The 14,889-nt window shown below is 63.9% G+C and carries 16 protein-coding genes; 8 read left to right on the forward strand and 8 right to left on the reverse strand.

The window, feature by feature from the left end:
- Positions 1 to 15 precede the first annotated feature (15 nt).
- Positions 16 to 1,524 (forward strand): Asp-tRNA(Asn)/Glu-tRNA(Gln) amidotransferase subunit GatB, encoded by a 1,509-nt coding sequence (gene gatB, locus ACK4TE_RS06300; protein ID WP_409910641.1) that lies wholly within the window; start codon positions 16 to 18, stop codon positions 1,522 to 1,524.
- Positions 1,525 to 1,537: 13 nt separating this feature from the next.
- Here gatB and ACK4TE_RS06305 read toward each other — a convergent pair whose 3' ends face one another.
- Positions 1,538 to 2,704 (reverse strand): epoxide hydrolase family protein, encoded by a 1,167-nt coding sequence (locus ACK4TE_RS06305; RefSeq protein WP_409910642.1) that lies wholly within the window; start codon positions 2,702 to 2,704, stop codon positions 1,538 to 1,540.
- A 78-nt stretch (positions 2,705 to 2,782) separates the two neighbouring features.
- Positions 2,783 to 3,124 (reverse strand): iron-sulfur cluster insertion protein ErpA, encoded by a 342-nt coding sequence (erpA, locus tag ACK4TE_RS06310; protein ID WP_409910643.1) that lies wholly within the window; start codon positions 3,122 to 3,124, stop codon positions 2,783 to 2,785.
- Between the two features lie 10 nt (positions 3,125 to 3,134).
- Between erpA and ACK4TE_RS06315 the strand changes: the two genes are divergently transcribed.
- The 5 genes from ACK4TE_RS06315 (at position 3,135) to scpB (ending at position 8,057) form a co-directional block, all read left to right on the forward strand.
- Entirely contained in the window at positions 3,135 to 4,325 is a 1,191-nt protein-coding gene (locus ACK4TE_RS06315; protein WP_409910687.1) for a deoxyguanosinetriphosphate triphosphohydrolase, read from the forward strand.
- Between the two features lie 103 nt (positions 4,326 to 4,428).
- A complete protein-coding gene (locus ACK4TE_RS06320) occupies positions 4,429 to 5,232 on the forward strand; it encodes an SPOR domain-containing protein (protein WP_409910644.1) in 804 nt (267 codons plus the stop codon).
- A complete protein-coding gene (nagZ, locus tag ACK4TE_RS06325) occupies positions 5,229 to 6,269 on the forward strand; it encodes a beta-N-acetylhexosaminidase (protein WP_409910688.1) in 1,041 nt (346 codons plus the stop codon). Before ACK4TE_RS06320 ends, nagZ begins: the two co-directional genes overlap by 4 nt.
- The gene (locus tag ACK4TE_RS06330; protein ID WP_409910645.1) at positions 6,266 to 7,099 is read left to right on the forward strand and encodes a segregation and condensation protein A; all 834 of its coding nucleotides are present in this window, start codon (positions 6,266 to 6,268) and stop codon (positions 7,097 to 7,099) included. Before nagZ ends, ACK4TE_RS06330 begins: the two co-directional genes overlap by 4 nt.
- Positions 7,100 to 7,109: 10 nt before the next feature.
- Positions 7,110 to 8,057: an SMC-Scp complex subunit ScpB gene (scpB, locus tag ACK4TE_RS06335; RefSeq protein WP_409910646.1), complete on the forward strand. Its 948-nt coding sequence runs from the start codon at positions 7,110 to 7,112 to the stop codon at positions 8,055 to 8,057.
- 8 nt (positions 8,058 to 8,065) lie between these two features.
- On the opposite strand, the gene ACK4TE_RS06340 is transcribed toward scpB, so the two are convergent.
- The 4 genes from ACK4TE_RS06340 to ACK4TE_RS06355 form a co-directional block, all read right to left on the reverse strand.
- A complete protein-coding gene (locus ACK4TE_RS06340) occupies positions 8,066 to 8,674 on the reverse strand; it encodes a DUF1287 domain-containing protein (protein ID WP_409910647.1) in 609 nt (202 codons plus the stop codon).
- Between the two features lie 43 nt (positions 8,675 to 8,717).
- Positions 8,718 to 9,389: a nitroreductase gene (locus tag ACK4TE_RS06345; RefSeq protein WP_409910648.1), complete on the reverse strand. Its 672-nt coding sequence runs from the start codon at positions 9,387 to 9,389 to the stop codon at positions 8,718 to 8,720.
- A 62-nt stretch (positions 9,390 to 9,451) separates the two neighbouring features.
- On the reverse strand, positions 9,452 to 10,786 hold the full coding sequence (locus ACK4TE_RS06350) for a cytochrome P450 (RefSeq protein WP_409910649.1): 1,335 nt from the start codon (positions 10,784 to 10,786) through the stop codon (positions 9,452 to 9,454).
- Between the two features lie 132 nt (positions 10,787 to 10,918).
- Positions 10,919 to 11,407: a DUF2244 domain-containing protein gene (locus ACK4TE_RS06355; RefSeq protein WP_409910650.1), complete on the reverse strand. Its 489-nt coding sequence runs from the start codon at positions 11,405 to 11,407 to the stop codon at positions 10,919 to 10,921.
- A gap of 61 nt (positions 11,408 to 11,468) precedes the next feature.
- Between ACK4TE_RS06355 and nth the strand changes: the two genes are divergently transcribed.
- Positions 11,469 to 12,176 carry an endonuclease III gene (gene nth / locus ACK4TE_RS06360; RefSeq protein WP_409910651.1) on the forward strand — a complete coding sequence of 236 codons (708 nt, stop codon included), beginning with the start codon at positions 11,469 to 11,471 and terminating at the stop codon, positions 12,174 to 12,176.
- Positions 12,177 to 12,293: 117 nt separating this feature from the next.
- On the opposite strand, the gene ACK4TE_RS06365 is transcribed toward nth, so the two are convergent.
- Positions 12,294 to 13,169 carry a RimK family alpha-L-glutamate ligase gene (locus tag ACK4TE_RS06365; protein WP_409910652.1) on the reverse strand — a complete coding sequence of 292 codons (876 nt, stop codon included), beginning with the start codon at positions 13,167 to 13,169 and terminating at the stop codon, positions 12,294 to 12,296.
- Positions 13,170 to 13,260: 91 nt separating this feature from the next.
- Here ACK4TE_RS06365 and ACK4TE_RS06370 point away from each other — a divergent pair, with 91 nt between their 5' ends.
- A complete protein-coding gene (locus ACK4TE_RS06370; protein ID WP_409910653.1) occupies positions 13,261 to 14,259 on the forward strand; it encodes an adenosine kinase in 999 nt (332 codons plus the stop codon).
- Here the strand turns inward: ACK4TE_RS06370 and ACK4TE_RS06375 are convergent.
- Entirely contained in the window at positions 14,256 to 14,849 is a 594-nt protein-coding gene (locus tag ACK4TE_RS06375; protein ID WP_409910654.1) for a 2-hydroxychromene-2-carboxylate isomerase, read from the reverse strand. The two genes, ACK4TE_RS06370 and ACK4TE_RS06375, sit on opposite strands and share 4 nt — an antisense overlap.
- Between the last annotated feature and the right edge of the window lie 40 nt (positions 14,850 to 14,889).

A 14,889-nucleotide genomic window follows, 5' to 3' on the forward strand; every position in this document is an offset into this window, starting at 1 on the left:
CCACCCGAGAGACCGATGACCGAGAGACCCACCTACCGCATCAAGGGCGAAACCGGCGACTGGGAAGTCGTCATGGGGCTCGAAATCCATGCGCAGGTCGCTTCGAATGCAAAGCTGTTCTCCGGCGCCTCGACCGCGTTCGGCTCTGACCCGAACTGCAACGTCTCACTGGTGGACGCCGCCATGCCCGGCATGCTGCCGGTGATCAACAAGTTCTGCGTCGAACAGGCGATCCGTACCGGTCTTGGCCTCAAGGCAAAGATCAATACCTGGAGCCGTTTCGACCGGAAGAACTATTTCTATCCCGACCTGCCGCAGGGCTATCAGATCAGCCAGTTCGCCCACCCGATTGTCGGCGAGGGCGAGATCGAAGTGGATGTCGAAGTTCCGGGTAAGGAGGATTATTCCTTCCCTTGCCGCATCGAGCGGCTGCACCTTGAACAGGACGCCGGCAAGTCGATCCACGACATGGACCCGAACGCCACCTATGTAGACCTCAACCGCTCCGGCGTAGCGCTGATGGAAATCGTCTCGAAGCCTGACGTGCGCTCGCCCGCCGAGGCCGCCGCGTATGTCAAGAAGCTGCGCGCCATCGTCATTGCGCTCGGCACCTGCGACGGCGACATGGAAAAGGGCAACCTGCGCGCCGACGTGAACGTTTCCGTCTGCCGCCCCGGCGCCTATGAGAAGTTCCGCGAAACCGGAGACTTCAAACATCTCGGCACGCGCTGCGAGTTGAAGAACATGAACTCCTACCGCTTCATCCAGCAGGCGATCGAGTATGAAGCCCGCCGCCAGATCGAGATCATCGAAAGCGGCGGCAAGGTGGAGCAGGAAACCCGGCTGTTCGATCCGAACAAGGGCGAAACCCGTTCCATGCGCTCGAAGGAAGACGCGCACGATTACCGCTATTTCCCGGACCCGGACCTTCTGCCGCTGGAATTCGAGCAGGCATGGATCGAGGATATCCGCAAGTCGCTGCCCGAACTGCCGGACCAGAAGCGCGCCCGCTTCCAGTCCGAGTACGGACTTTCACGCTATGATGCCGGTGTGCTGACCTCTGAAGCAGACAAGGCGGAGTATTTCGAAATCGTCGCCAAGGGGCGCGATGCAAAGCTCGCCGCCAACTGGGTGACGCAGGAACTGTTCGGTTATCTCAACAAGGAAGGCCTGGAGCTGTCGCAGAGCCCTGTCTCTGCGCCATCCCTCAGCGGCCTCATCGGCCTCATCTCCGACGGCACGATCAGCGGCAAGATCGCCAAGGACGTCTTCGCCCGGATGATCGCCGGAGAAGGCGAGGCGGCCGCCATCGTCGAGAAGCATGGCCTCAAACAGGTCACAGACACCGGCGCCATCGAGAAGGTCGTCGACGAGATCATCGCGGCCAATCCCGAACAGGTCGCCAAAGTGAAGGACAAGCCGCAAACGCTTGGCTGGTTCGTCGGTCAGGTGATGAAAGCCTCGGGCGGCAAGGCAAACCCGCAGGCTGTCAACGACATCCTGAAGGCGAAGCTCGGCCTCTGATTGCGGCGTAAGGTCAGGCCTCCCGCGCCCAGTCGCGCAGGTCGGCCACATAGATTTCCGGCACTTCCATTGCGGCGAAGTGACCGCCGCGCGGCATGTCGCGCCAGCGGGTGAGGTTGTAGGCCCGCGCGACCCAGGTTTCGGGCGGGGCAACGATATAGCGCTCGCCCGGATAGTTCGCGAAGGCCGTCGGCGTCTCGCAGCGCTCGCCTTCCGGCAGGCCGTTGCCGCCTTCCTGAAACAGGGCGTTATAATACCACACGCTCGTCGCGATCGCGTCATTCACCAGATAAATCATCACATTCGTCAGAAGCTGATCGCGCGTGTAAACCTCGAACAGTCCGCGTTCGGACAGATCGCTCCAGCCGTTGAACTTCTCCAGAATCCACGCCGCCGTGCCCATCGGCGAATCCATCAGCGCCATCGCCAGCGTTTGCGGCTTGGTCGCCTGCTGCATCAGGTAGGCGCCCTCCATCTGCATCATCAGCTGCGAGTGCTGCAGCCAGGCTGTTTCCTTCGGCGTCTGCGGCGTGGCCGGCGTCGGGCGCAGGCCGATCATGTTGATGTGGATGCCCCGGCAGCCGCCCTTGCCATCATGGGTCCCGTGGTTCTTTCCGATCCAGGAAGTGACGAGACTACCCCAGTCGCCGCCCTGCGCGAGATAGCTGTCATAGCCGAGCACACCCCGCAACAGCTTGTCCCACAGCGCCGCCGTGGCGCGCTGGCCGATGGGCGAGGCGGGCTTGCCGGAAAAGGCATAGCCGGGCAGGGACGGGATCACGAGATCGAAGGCATCCTCGGCCGACCCTCCGTGCGCGGAGGGAAAGGCGAGCGGGCCGATGGCGTTCCAGAATTCGTAGATGCTGCCGGGCCATCCATGCGTGATCAGCAGCGGCCGCTTGCCGCCCGCTTCGCCGACAACATGCACGAAGTGGATTATCTGCCCGTCAATTTCGACTGTGTACTGAGGATGTACGTTCAGCGCCCGCTCCGCCGCGCGCCAGTCATAAGTGTCTAGCCAGTAGCGCTGCAGCTCCTGCATCACGGGCGTCGACATGCCATAGGCAAAGCCCTGCTCGTTCGCCGGGGCGGGGAACCATCTGTAAGCCTCCACCCGTGCACGGATTGCGGCGAGTTTCTCGTCCGGCACATGGATGGTGAAAGGCTTAGGCGCGCTCATGGTCTCTCCCGGGTTTCTGGGGGAGGTTAGCGCGCAATCGGGCCGGCGTCTAAGACTGCCGCAGCGGCAGAGTGAGGATCAAACCGAAAAGCTCGTTCCGCACCCGCAGGCCGCCGTGGCATTCGGGTTGCGGATCTTGAACGCCGCCCCGATCAGCTCGGTCGAGAAGTCGATTTCAGAGCCGCGCAGGAATTCGAGGCTCATCTCGTCGATCAGCACCCGCGCGCCGTCCAGCTCCACAACGAGGTCATCTGGCGCAGCTTCTCCTGCAAAATCAAACTTGTAGGAAAAGCCGGAACAGCCCCCACCTTCGACGGAGACGCGCAGGAAGGCCGCGCCGTCCTGTTTGGCGAGAATCGCGTTAATCCGCTTCGCAGCCGAGGCGGTCAGGGTCACATCCGGTGTAGAAACGTCGGTCATACCGCAGAACATAAGGACGAAACCGGCAATGGAAAAGAGAGCTCCTTTCGCCACACGGTTTGAAGACAGCCGTGGCCGCTTCGTCGAGGAGGCGCCTTCTGCGACCCGCACGCCGTTCCAGCGCGACCGGGACCGGATCATCCACGCCACGGCTTTTCGCCGCTTGAAGCAGAAAACCCAGGTTTTCGTCGCCCATGAAGGCGACCATTTCCGCACCCGGTTGACCCATACGCTGGAAGTCGCCCAGATCGCCCGCACGATCGCCCGCACGCTGGGGCTGGACGAAGACCTCGCTGAAACCCTCGCCCTTGCGCACGATCTCGGACACCCGCCCTTCGGCCATGCGGGGGAGGACCAGCTCGATGCCTGCATGCGGCCCTATGACGGGTTCGACCACAACGCCCAGTCGCTGCGTATCGTCACGCGGCTGGAGCGGCGCTATCCGCAGTTCGACGGGCTGAACCTCACCTGGGAAACGCTCGAAGGTCTCGTCAAGCACAACGGCCCGCTGCTCGGACCGGACACGATGCTGAAAGACCTGCCCGCCGCCTTCCGCGACTATCCGCATCTCGAAGCGCTCGAACTCGACACCTTCGCCGGCCCGGAAGCCCAGGTCGCCGCCCTGTCGGACGATATCGCCTATAACAACCACGACATCGATGACGGCATCGCCGCCGGCCTCTTCACAGTCGAGGACCTGATGGCCCTGCCTGTGGTCGGGGATGTCTTCCGCAGCGTGCGGATCGAGTATCCGGCCATCGATGACCGGATGGTCACCTATGAAGCCGTCCGCCGCCTCATCGGCCTGTGGATAAATGACCTGCTGGAAGAGACCCGCGCCCGGGTGAAACGGCACAAGCCGAAATCCGCTGCGGATGTCCGCGCGCTGGACGAGCCACTGGTCGCGTTCTCGAAGGAACTGGAATCCCCGCAACGCGCCCTGCGCGCGTTCCTGTATGGCCGGATGTACAAGCACTACCGGGTGAACCGGATGCGCTCGAAGGCGAAGCGGGTGCTGGCGGACCTGTTCGAGGTGTTCCTGAACGAACCCCAGACCCTGCCGCCGCCCTGGAACAATCTGCCCCAGGCGCTCGACGAGGCGGGCCGCGCGCGCATTGTCTGCGACTATATCGCCGGAATGACGGATACTTTTGCCCTTGAGGAGCATCGCCGGCTCTTCGATTCCTCCAGCCTCGCCTGAGGCTTGGCGCCCGCGACGGACTGAGCCGGAACTCCGTCTCTTCAAGGCTCGTTAAGGAAAACGGCCCTAGTGTTAACTTCGCAGATTCTCACAGGAGCGACCGATGAGCCGATCGAACGCCCACGGCCATGAATATACCCCGTTCGACGACGATTACCGGGGGTTTGAAGCCCGCGAGGAAGAAACCGCGCGCGGACCGCTGATCCTGGCGATCGCCATCGGCGTCCTGCTGATCTTTGGCGGGGTGATCTGGAACACTTACCGCCAGGGCGTGCGCCCGGAAGGCGAGGGGTTGCCGAGCGTGCTGGCTGCGCAGCAGGACAGCTGGAAAAAGACTCCCGAAACCCCGGCTGCTGCCGGCGTTGCGGATACCGACAAGCATTTCTTCGACAGCCTGGACGCGACGGCGCGCGAACCTGTTGCAGCAGTGCCGGAGCCTGCTGCCGAGGAGGCGGTGATGACGCTTGCAGGCGCAGACGCTACCGGTGACGGCGAGCCGACACAGCTGCGGCGCGGGCCGGTGGAGCCGCTGGTGGAACTCGGCGCGGCGCCGTCAACACCAGCCACGCCGGCATCGGAGCAGATCCAGCCTGCTGCTGCCATCGAAGCTGCCCCTGTGCCGCAGGGGCCCCGCGCACAGTTCGTGTTCCAGCCGGATGGGGCTTATCTCGTCCAGCTCGCGGCCCTGCGCACGGAAGAGCAGGCGGAAACCGCGTGGAAACGGGTCAATTCCTCCGCGCCGGAGCTGTATTATGGCGCCACCAAGATCATCCAGCGCGCCGATCTCGGCCCGAATGGTGTGTTTTACCGGTTGCGCGTCGGTGCCTTTGCCGACAGATCGGAGGCTTCGGCCTTCTGCGACGCCATCAAAAAGACCGGCGCGACCTGCATCGTGGTGACTGGATAGTGGTGAAAGCCTGCATTCTCAGCGTATCCGGGCCGGAATTGACCCCGGCCGAGGCTGTCCTGTTCCGGGCGGAGAACCCGTGGGGCGTGATCCTCATGGGCCGCTCGTGCGTCAGCAGGATGCAAGTGCGCTGCCTCGTGGCGGATATCTGGGAAGCCACAGGCCGCGAAACGCTGATCTTCATCGATCAGGAAGGCGGCCGCGTGGCGCGCCTGAAGGCGCCGGAATGGCCGCTGTTTCCGCGCGGGTCGGACTATGCCGCGGTCTATGCCAGAGACCCTGAGCTTGGGCGCGAAGCCACATGGCTGGGCCACCGGCTGATCGCCGCCGAACTCGCCAGTCTGTCAATCCATGCCGACTGCGCCCCGGTGGTCGACCTGCCGGTGCCCGGCGCCCACGACATTATCGGCGACCGTGCCTTCGGCACCACGCCGGAAGCTGTCGCCGACCTCGCCAGAGCCGCGCTCTCCGGCCTCGCTGCCGGCGGCGTTGCGGGCGTGATCAAGCATATCCCCGGCCATGGCCGCGCTTTCGCAGACAGCCATCTGGAGCTGCCGCGCGTAACTGCCGGAAACAACGAACTGGCGAAAGACTTCGACGCCTTCGCCCGCGTCGCCGACGCGCCGATGGCGATGACTGCGCATATTTCCTATGACACGTTCGATCCCGGCAAGGCGGCCACCGTGTCGCGGATCATGATTCAGGACGTCATCCGGGGCCGAATCGGCTTTGATGGGCTCCTGATGACAGATGATCTGGGGATGAAGGCCTTGGGGGGCACTCTGACCGAGCGCGCACATGCCTCTATCGCAGCGGGCTGCGATGTGTTGCTGCATTGTTCAGGCTTCCTGAAAGACCCCGCCGACATCCTCGCCGAGATGACCGAAGTCGCGCAGGCCGCACCGCACCTAAAGGGCAAGGCCGAAGACCGCGCAGATGCGGCCGATGCGATCGCGCGCCGCTCCGAAGCCTTCGAAGCCGCCAAGGGTTGGCGCCGGTTTGGCCAGCTTTTCCCGCAGCTGGAGGCGATGGCATGAGCGGCGAGGCGATTTCCATCGACGCCCTGTCGGCGGATGCGGCCGAGGCGGAAGGTGTGAACCTCTTTACGGTGGACGTACCGGGCTATGAAGGCCCGCTGCACCTGCTGCTTGAACTCGCGCGCCGGCAGAAGGTGAACCTCCTGCAGATCTCCATGCTGCAGCTCGCCGAGCAGTACATGGCCTTCATCGAGGACGCACGCACGAAGCGGATCGACATCGCTGCGGACTACCTCCTGATGGCGTCATGGCTCGCCTTCATGAAGTCGCGCCTTTTGCTGCCCAAGCCGGACGCACTGGAAGAGGACGAGCCAACCGGCGAAGAAATGGCCGCGCGCCTCGCGTTCCGCCTGAAGCGTCTGGAGGCGATGCGCACGGCTGTGCGCGAACTCGAAGCCGGGCCGGTCCTGAACAATGTCGTATTCCTGCGCGGCGCGCCGGTTCAGCCCAAGGTCGTGCGCCTGACAGAATACACCGCTTCGCTTTACGACATCACCTCCGCCTTCGGAATGATCCGTGACCGGAAGGAAAAGGAACGCCCGCACCGTATCGAGCCTCAGCCCGTCCTCGCGCTGGAGCAGGCACGCAACACGCTGCGCGGACTGCGCAAGCAGCTCGAGAACTGGTCGAGCCTCGACGATATCCGCACCGCGCTTTCCGAAAACACGCCCGAAGTGCCGGGCCGCTCGGTTACCGCCTCGGTCTTCTCCGCAGCGCTGGAGCTGACCCGCGACGGCGAGGTGGATATCCGGCAGGATGCACACTTCGCCCCGATCTACCTTCGCAACGCTGACGCTCACAGCGGGGAGGCGCTCGATGCAACCGCATGAGAAACTCGCAATGACTGACAACTCGACGGAGCCGTCGCGCTCCGCCTTCGACCAGCTCTCGCAGGCGCAGGCGCGCGCGGAGGCAGACCTTCTCGGCGGCCGTGACGCCGCGCTTGCCGAAGGTGTGCGCCGCGCAGAAGCGGTGCTGTTTGCAGCAGGCGAACCTCTGTCTGCGGAGCAAATCTCCGAAATCCTGCCGCAGGGTATTGAGGCAGGTGAAGTGCTGATGGCGCTGCGCGCGGTCTATTCGAAGCGCGGCGTGAACCTCGTGGAGGTGGCCGGGAAGTGGCGCTTCCAGACCGCGCAGGACCTGTCCTATCTCTTCGTCGAAGAGCGCCAGGTGCAGAAGAAGCTCAGCCAGGCCTCGCTCGAAACCCTCGCCATCATCGCCTATGGCCAGCCGGTGACGCGCGCCGAAATCGAAGCTGTGCGCGGTGTCGCGGTGGCAAAGTCGGTGATCGACACGCTGCTCGAAACGGGTTGGGTGCGCGTGCGCGGACGCCGCAAGACGCCGGGCCTGCCGATCACTTACGGCACCACGGACAAGTTTCTCGAACATTTCGGCCTCGAAAGCCTAGACACGCTGCCCGGCAAGGCGGACCTCGAAGCCGAGGGCCTGCTGACCGACGTGATCCCGTCGGGCTTACAGATGCCGGATGAAGAGGCCCTCTCGGAAGAAGACATGCTGATCGACGAACTCGGCAATATCGAGGATGTCGAAGCCTTTGTGACCGATTTTATGGGTGAGGACGCCGCGGCTGCTCCGCCTGCGGAGGAAGTATCAGGGGATGAGGAAGACGAGGGCGGTCTTTCCGTCTTCGCCTATACCCGCGAGGCGCCGCCTGCCGAAGATCCGGAAGCCTTCGATCAGGACAGCGTCAAGGCTGCCGTCCTCAAACTCCGTAATGAAACCCGTATGCCGCAACAGCCGATGCACACCTGGCGGGACGACGAGTAGGGGCGGCCTCAAGCAGCGGGTGGTTCAAACCGGAACCGGTGCGGCGTATCATAATCCGCATACAGCTCATCCTCGCGCGTGCCGCCGCCGATATTGTGGATGTACAGGGCCTTGCCGGTGAGCGCGTCATAACCTGAGAAGATCGCGATGTGGGGCAGCCGGCCGCCGAGACGCATGGTAACGAGGTCGCCGGGCTGCCAGTCCTCCCGCGCGCCCGGCATTTCGCGCTCAAGGCCCTGTCGCTTGAAGAAAGTCTCGAGGTTGGGCACTCGGCGGTGATCAATGTTCCGGTCAGGTTTCGTCAGTCCCCAGATCTTCGGATAGCTGCTAAACGCGGCCTTCATGTCCTCGTGCACCAGCACCTGCAGGTCAGTGGTGAACGCATCCCGGTAGGCGCGGATCACGACATCGGTGCACACGCCGGTCGCGCGGTCGATATCGCCGCCGGGATAGGCGAGGGTGACATAGGCCGGATCATAACCAAGCGTGACGCCTACCTGCTGCCTGGCCGCGCGCACCAGTTTCTTCGTCCACCGGCTCTCCTCCGCTACCAGCGGCAGCGTGGGCAACAGCGGCAGGCTCAGTCCGGATACAAAGAATGAGCGGCGCGTTAGCATGCGCCGATAACACCGCGCCATTCCGGCAGGATTTAGGCAGGAATCAGAAGCCTCTGAACTCCGCGATCTCCCCCAGCGGCGCGCGTTCGGCGTAGAGCGTGTTCGCCTTCTCGTCCGGGTCCGGCTTGCCGACAGCGACGCCGCACCAGATCATTTCTGTCGGGCCCAGGCCAAAATGTTCCTTCAGTGTCGGGCGCAGGATGCCCCAGCATTCCTGCATGCAGGTGCCCCAGCCGCGCTCCTCGGCGAGCAGGCAGAGGGTCTGCAGGTACATGCCGGTATGTCCCCACTGTCCATGACCCATGCGCTCGTCGATGACGATGAACACGGCGAGCGGCGCGCCGAAGAAGCGGAAATTGTTGGCGAACCAGCGCATCCGCCCGGCGCGGTCTTCGCGCGGAATGCCGAGCGCTTCGTAAAGCATCTCGCCCACGCGGCGGCGGCGCGCCTCATGCGGCTCCCAGAGGTTGGGCGGATAGATCGGCCGGTCCGTCGGCTCGCCGCCGGGGCTCTGCGCGAGTTTCGCCTGCGCGATTCCGATCACCTTGTCCTTCTCTTCGCCTGTCACGACGATGACGCGCCAGGGCTGCGTGTTGCCGCCCGAAGGCGCGCGCTGCGCCGCAGTCAGCCAGGCCTTCACCTCATCGAGGGGCAGGGCATCCGGCAGGAAGCCCCGCGTGGATATGCGCTTCGCCACCGCTGTCGACACGTCCATGAAAAAACCTCCTGTCATCACTGACAGGAGGTCTAATCAGGATACCGCGGAGCGGCCAGTCCTTACTTCGGGTGAAGCACGACCGGCATCCAGGTGTAGCCGCGCACGAAGGCGCCTGAGGTGTAGGACGGCTCGGCCAGCACTTCGATATGCTCGTAGCGTGCCATCAGTTCTTCCCAGAGGATGCGCAGCTGCAGCTCTGCGAGGCGGTTGCCCACACAGCGGTGGATGCCGAAGCCGAAGGAAAGGTGCTGGCGCGCATTCTTGCGGTCGATGATGAAGTCGTTCGGGTCCTGATCCCAGAAGGTCTCGTCGCGGTTGCCCGAGACATACCACATGGCAATCTGCTCGCCTTTCTTGATCGTCTTGCCACGGATGGTCACGTCTTCCAGCGCGGTGCGGCGCATGAAGGAGAGTGGCGTCTGCCAGCGGATGGTTTCGGAAACCATGTTCGGGATCAGGCCCGGGTCTTCCTTCAGCTTGGCGTACTGGTCCGGATACTTGTTGAGGGCGTAGACCGAGGCCGACATCGTGTTGCGGCTGGTGTCATTGCCACCGACGATCAGGAGCACGACGTTGCCGAGCAGTTCCATCGGCGTCATGTTCCGGGTCTTCTCGCCGTGGGCGAGGAGGCTGATCAGGTCCATGCTCTCGGGCTTGTTCTGCTTCTCCTGGAAGATGCCCATGAACACCATCAGGCAGTCCATGAGTTCCTTCTTCCACTGCTCCTCGCCGCCGGGACAGATGTCCGGGTTATGCATGTTTGTCACGATATCCGACCAGCGGGTCAGTTCGCGGCGGCGCTCCTGCGGATAGTCGAACAGGGTGGCCAGCATCATGCCGGTCAGTTCGATGGAGACGCGGTCCACCCAGTCGAAGGGCTCATTCACCGGCAGGCTGTCGAGCACCTTGCGGGTGCGCTCGCGGATCAGCGGCTCGTATTCCTTCAGCATGTTCGGCGCCACGGCCGGCTGCACGGTCTTGCGCTGCTCGGAATGGCGCGGCTCGTCCATGGCGATGAACATCGGCATCTCGAAATCCGGCACCGATCCGCCAAGCGTTATGCCGCCATGCTCCCAGCTTGAGGAAAAGCGCTTGTGGTCAGTGTCGACCGCCATGATGTCTTCGTAGAGCGTGACCGACCAGTAGGGGCCAACGAAGCTGTCTGGCGTGTAGTGAACGGGGTCTTCCTTGCGCAGGCGCTCCAGCCGGTCCCAGAACTTGCCCTGGCGCCACATTTCCGGGTCAACCACGTCCAGCGTCTCGAGATCGAGTTCGGAGGCCGGTTTCACTTCGCCGAACGTCGGCGTGTAGCCCGGGTGCATCGGCTCGCGCGGCGTCACTTTCGGGCGCTGCAACGCGGGGTGGTTGTCGAAGGTGAAAGTGTCGGCAGCCATGAAACATCCTCCGGAAATGAGCCCGTCTGGGGGGCAATTCTTGCATCTGGATAATTATCTAACACTGCTGGCGTGAAAAATCCATGACGCATGCGTCATTTTTTTCAGAAACCGGCACAAAAGCCCGTGAACTCAGGCCGGGGCGCGCTCGCTGCGGGCGGCGCGGACGGCGTTTCGCAGGGCCTTGGCGAAGCTCAGCCGCTCGTCCGGGGTCAGGAACCGGCCGATCACCCAGGCCGTGCGCCCATGCTCGATTCGCAACCAGCTATGGGTCATTACCGGCTCATCCAGCTCCACGCGGGCAAAGGCCGTGGGCACCTCGGCCTCTTTCTCCCGGCCTTTCGGATCAGTGTGATGCACGCGGATCGACCGGGCGGTGACCACCACGCGCGTCTGCTCGCGCTGCTTGTTGAACGACAGGCGGAAGGCCAGCCAGATCGCCACCATGTCGAGCCCGAAAAAGCCAAGCACGGGCAGGGCGCCCATCGAGTAAAACATCAGCCCGGTCAGGAAGAAGGCCACCGCAATGATCGCCATCGCAATTGCAAAGCCCCGCTCGCTGAGAGAGCGGTTCGGCGTCAGCACGGCGTCGAGGTAGATGGTCTCTTGCGGCTCGGTCATGTCGGTAAAAACACTTAGCACGCCCTTGCGCCGGAAAAAGGGCGCTCTATGCCTCACCCGCATGGCAAAAACGGTCCGCTCAAAATTCACCCGCGCCAAGGCAGAAGTCCTGTTCGCTGCGCTCGCCGCCGACCGGCCGGACCCGCGCACGGAGCTGGACTTCGTGAACCCGTTCACACTGGTCGTCGCCGTCGCCCTCTCGGCGCAAGCGACCGATATCGGCGTCAACAAGGCGACGAAGAAACTCTTCGCCGTCGCCGACACGCCGGAAAAGATGCTCGTGCTGGGGGAGGAGGGCGTCGCCGCCCATATCAAGACCATCGGTCTCTGGCGCAACAAGGCGAAGAACGTCATCGCCCTCAGCCGCAAGATCATCGATGATTTCGGCGGCGAGGTGCCCCGCACACGCGACGAGCTGACCACCCTGCCGGGCGTCGGGCGCAAGACAGCGAATGTCGTCCTCAACGAAGCCTTCGGCGAGCCGACCATCGCCGTCGACACCCACATCTTCCGCGTTTCCAACCGCACCGGCCTCGCCCCCGGCAAGACACCGGACCGGGTCGAAGCAGGGCTGGAGCGCATCACACCTCCGGAATTCAAGAAAGGCGCCCACCACTGGCTGATCCTGCACGGGCGTTATGTGTGCAAGGCGCGCACGCCGGAATGCTGGCAGTGCGCGATCCGTGATCTGTGTGCGTACAAACCGAAAACGCCGGACCCAGCGACGGTGAGCAAGTTGGGACCTAGGGGGCCTCGCAGGGCGACCTGAGAACCCCTCTCCCTTGGGAGAGGGGCAGGGGTGAGGGGGGCTGACTTTTGAGCTGGATGATCCGGGGAGGTGTTGCGCCCCCTCATCCCCAACCCCTTCTCCCAAGTGAGAAGGGGCTTAGAAAGAAAGCCGCCGCGCCACACCCGCCGCCATCCGCTCCCCTAACTCTGGCCCCTCGACCGGATAGAGATACGGCTCGATCACTTCGAGCTCCATCAGTAAGAGCTCGCCATCCTCGCCGCGCAGCAAGTCGACGCGGCCATAAAGCGGCGCCTCGTCCAGCGTGCCGATGATCGCGCGTGCCGCGGCGAGGTCGTCCGCAGACGGAGTGATCTTCTCCTCGCGCCCGCCATAGGTGGACTGGATCCGGTAGTCGCCCGGCTGCGCGCGCTTGATCAGAGCGTGGCAGAACTCGCCGTCGATGAAGATGAAGGACAACTCGCCCTCCTTCTGGATCATCGGCAGGAAAGGCTGCACCATCATCGGGTGGCGCATTTCGGGAATGGCTTCGCCGCGTTTCAGCCGGTGCTGGTCCTTCGCGCCCGCGCCGACCTGCCGCTTGAACACAAGGTCATCCGCGCCCAGCGCATCAAACGCCGCCCGCGCCGCTCCCTCATCCGCCGTGTCCAGCCACAGGGTCGGGATCAGTTTCGCGCCCCGGCTTTCCAGTTCGCGCAGATAGGTCTTCCGGCAGTTCCAGCGCACCAGCGCGGAGGGGTTGAACAGCTTCGTCTGTCCCTCGATCCGCTCCAGGACGCTGAGGAACTCATCCAGCCGGTCCCAATAGTCCCAGGTCGTGCCGATGATCGCGGCTTCATAACTCGCCCAGTCCGCCTTCGGGTCGTCCCAGGAAACATCCTCCACCCGCAGCCCGCGCGCCGCGAAGGGGCCGCGCAGGGCGTCCATCATGAAGTCATGCTCGAAAGCATCGGTGCGGCGGACCACCGAGCCCGGCAGGGTCACGCGGCTGGCGAGATAGGCGATCTTTTTCATGGCCTGCGCTCTAATGAGGTCCGGGCCTTGTGTCCACGGGCTCTCTCTGGCAAGGCGCGGGGCACCAGCAGCGGCAAGGGAACCGGCAGGCATGAGCGGCGCAAAATTCGATGTGGTGGGTCTCGGCAACGCGATCGTGGACGTGCTGGCCCGGGCCGATGACGCCTTTCTCGCCGAGCACGGCATCGCGAAGGACGCGATGAACCTGATCGACGAGCCCCGCGCGGAACTGCTGACCGAGCACGCGAAAAACCCCGTCATCACCTCCGGCGGCTCCGGCGCCAACACCATCGCCGGCCTCGCCAGCTTCGGCGCCTCTGCCAGCTATATCGGCAAGATCGCGGACGACGAACTCGGCCACCAGTTCATGCGCGAGATGATGGCCGCCGGCGTGCCCTTCCATACCCGTCCGCTTACGGAGGGTCCGGCGACTGCCCGATCCATCATCTTCGTCACTGATGACGGCCATCGCAGCATGAACACTTTCCTCGGCGCCTCGGTCCTGTTCACAAAGGAAGATGTCAGCGCCGAGATGGTCCGCAATGGCAGCATCCTCTATCTGGAAGGCTACCTGTTCGACAAGGACGAGGCGAAGGAAGCCTTCGTCCACGCCGCCGAGATCGCCAAGGCGGCGGGCCGCAAGGTCGCCGTCACGATGTCGGACCGGTTCTGCGTCGACCGCCACCGCGCGAGCTTCCGCCACCTCGTCAAGGGCTTTGCCGACATCGTGTTCGCCAATGAGGCGGAGCTGAAATCCCTTTACGAAACCGAAGACTTCGACGCCGCCCTGCGCGCCTTGCGGGCAGACTGCGCGGTCGCCGCCGTCACGCGCAGCGAGAAGGGCTCGATCGTCATCGGCGAAGGCGCGCCGGTTGTCGTGCCCGCGATGCCTGTCGCGAAAGTGGTTGATACTACGGGCGCGGGTGATCAGTATGCGGCCGGTTTTCTGTTCGGCATCGCGCGTGGCCTGCCGCTCGCCACCTGCGCCCATCTCGGTCATATCGCGGCGGCGGAAGTGATCTCCCATTTCGGTCCGCGCCCGGAGCAATCCTACAAGGCGTTGGCGGAGAAGGCAGGCGTGTTCGCCTAGGCGGTCAGCGCCCGCTCCACATAATCCAGCCGGTCGTGGCCGAAGAACAGGTCGCCGTCCACAAAGAAGCTCGGCGCGCCGAACACACCGCGCGACACCGCCTCGTCCGTATTCGCCTTGAGCTTTTCCTTGTTCGCCGGATCGGTCGTCATTGCCGCGACCTTTGCCGCATCAAACCCATGCTTCTCACAGAGCTGCTGCAGGTGAGCCGGATCGCCGAGGTTCAGCGGCTGCGGCACGCTCCAGCTCTCCTGGAAACAGGCGGTCGCAAACCGGCGCTGCTCGGCCTTGTCTTCGAAGCCGACCGTCGCCCGCAGCGCCGCCAGCGTGTTTACCGGGAAGGCGGGGTTCATGTAGAACGGGATGCCGACATGCGCCGCACAGCGCTGGATGTCGCGCGCCATATAGGCGCCCTTGGCCGCCACCGTGCCCGGCGGGCGGTTGCCGGTCGCCTGCATCACCCCGCCAAGGAACATCGGGCGCCACACCGATTGCGCCCCGGTGCGCTTCTCGATCGCCGCGATCAGGGGCAGGGACAGGGGCGCCGTGGCGCTCGCGTAATCGAAGAAGAATTCAAAGGTCCGGGCCATGTCAGTCTCCCATTAAGTTTTATTTTGGAACTTATGGCAA

It is taken from the genome of Hyphomonas sp. (assembly GCF_046313975.1).
Taxonomy (GTDB): Bacteria; Pseudomonadota; Alphaproteobacteria; order Caulobacterales; family Hyphomonadaceae; genus Hyphomonas.

Bases quoted from the DNA above. Each gene is read 5' to 3' on its own strand.
- gatB (WP_409910641.1), top strand. From the start codon at position 16: ATGACCGAGAGACCCACCTACCGCATCAAGGGCGAAACCGGCGACTGG.
- ACK4TE_RS06340 (WP_409910647.1), bottom strand. From the start codon at position 8,674: ATGCTAACGCGCCGCTCATTCTTTGTATCCGGACTGAGCCTGCCGCTG.
- ACK4TE_RS06350 (WP_409910649.1), bottom strand. From the start codon at position 10,786: ATGGCTGCCGACACTTTCACCTTCGACAACCACCCCGCGTTGCAGCGC.
- scpB (WP_409910646.1), top strand. From the start codon at position 7,110: ATGACTGACAACTCGACGGAGCCGTCGCGCTCCGCCTTCGACCAGCTC.
- ACK4TE_RS06345 (WP_409910648.1), bottom strand. From the start codon at position 9,389: ATGGACGTGTCGACAGCGGTGGCGAAGCGCATATCCACGCGGGGCTTC.
- ACK4TE_RS06320 (WP_409910644.1), top strand. From the start codon at position 4,429: ATGAGCCGATCGAACGCCCACGGCCATGAATATACCCCGTTCGACGAC.
- nth (WP_409910651.1), top strand. From the start codon at position 11,469: ATGGCAAAAACGGTCCGCTCAAAATTCACCCGCGCCAAGGCAGAAGTC.
- ACK4TE_RS06305 (WP_409910642.1), bottom strand. From the start codon at position 2,704: ATGAGCGCGCCTAAGCCTTTCACCATCCATGTGCCGGACGAGAAACTC.
- ACK4TE_RS06365 (WP_409910652.1), bottom strand. From the start codon at position 13,169: ATGAAAAAGATCGCCTATCTCGCCAGCCGCGTGACCCTGCCGGGCTCG.
- ACK4TE_RS06375 (WP_409910654.1), bottom strand. From the start codon at position 14,849: ATGGCCCGGACCTTTGAATTCTTCTTCGATTACGCGAGCGCCACGGCG.
- ACK4TE_RS06370 (WP_409910653.1), top strand. From the start codon at position 13,261: ATGAGCGGCGCAAAATTCGATGTGGTGGGTCTCGGCAACGCGATCGTG.
- ACK4TE_RS06330 (WP_409910645.1), top strand. From the start codon at position 6,266: ATGAGCGGCGAGGCGATTTCCATCGACGCCCTGTCGGCGGATGCGGCC.
- ACK4TE_RS06355 (WP_409910650.1), bottom strand. From the start codon at position 11,407: ATGACCGAGCCGCAAGAGACCATCTACCTCGACGCCGTGCTGACGCCG.
- erpA (WP_409910643.1), bottom strand. From the start codon at position 3,124: ATGACCGACGTTTCTACACCGGATGTGACCCTGACCGCCTCGGCTGCG.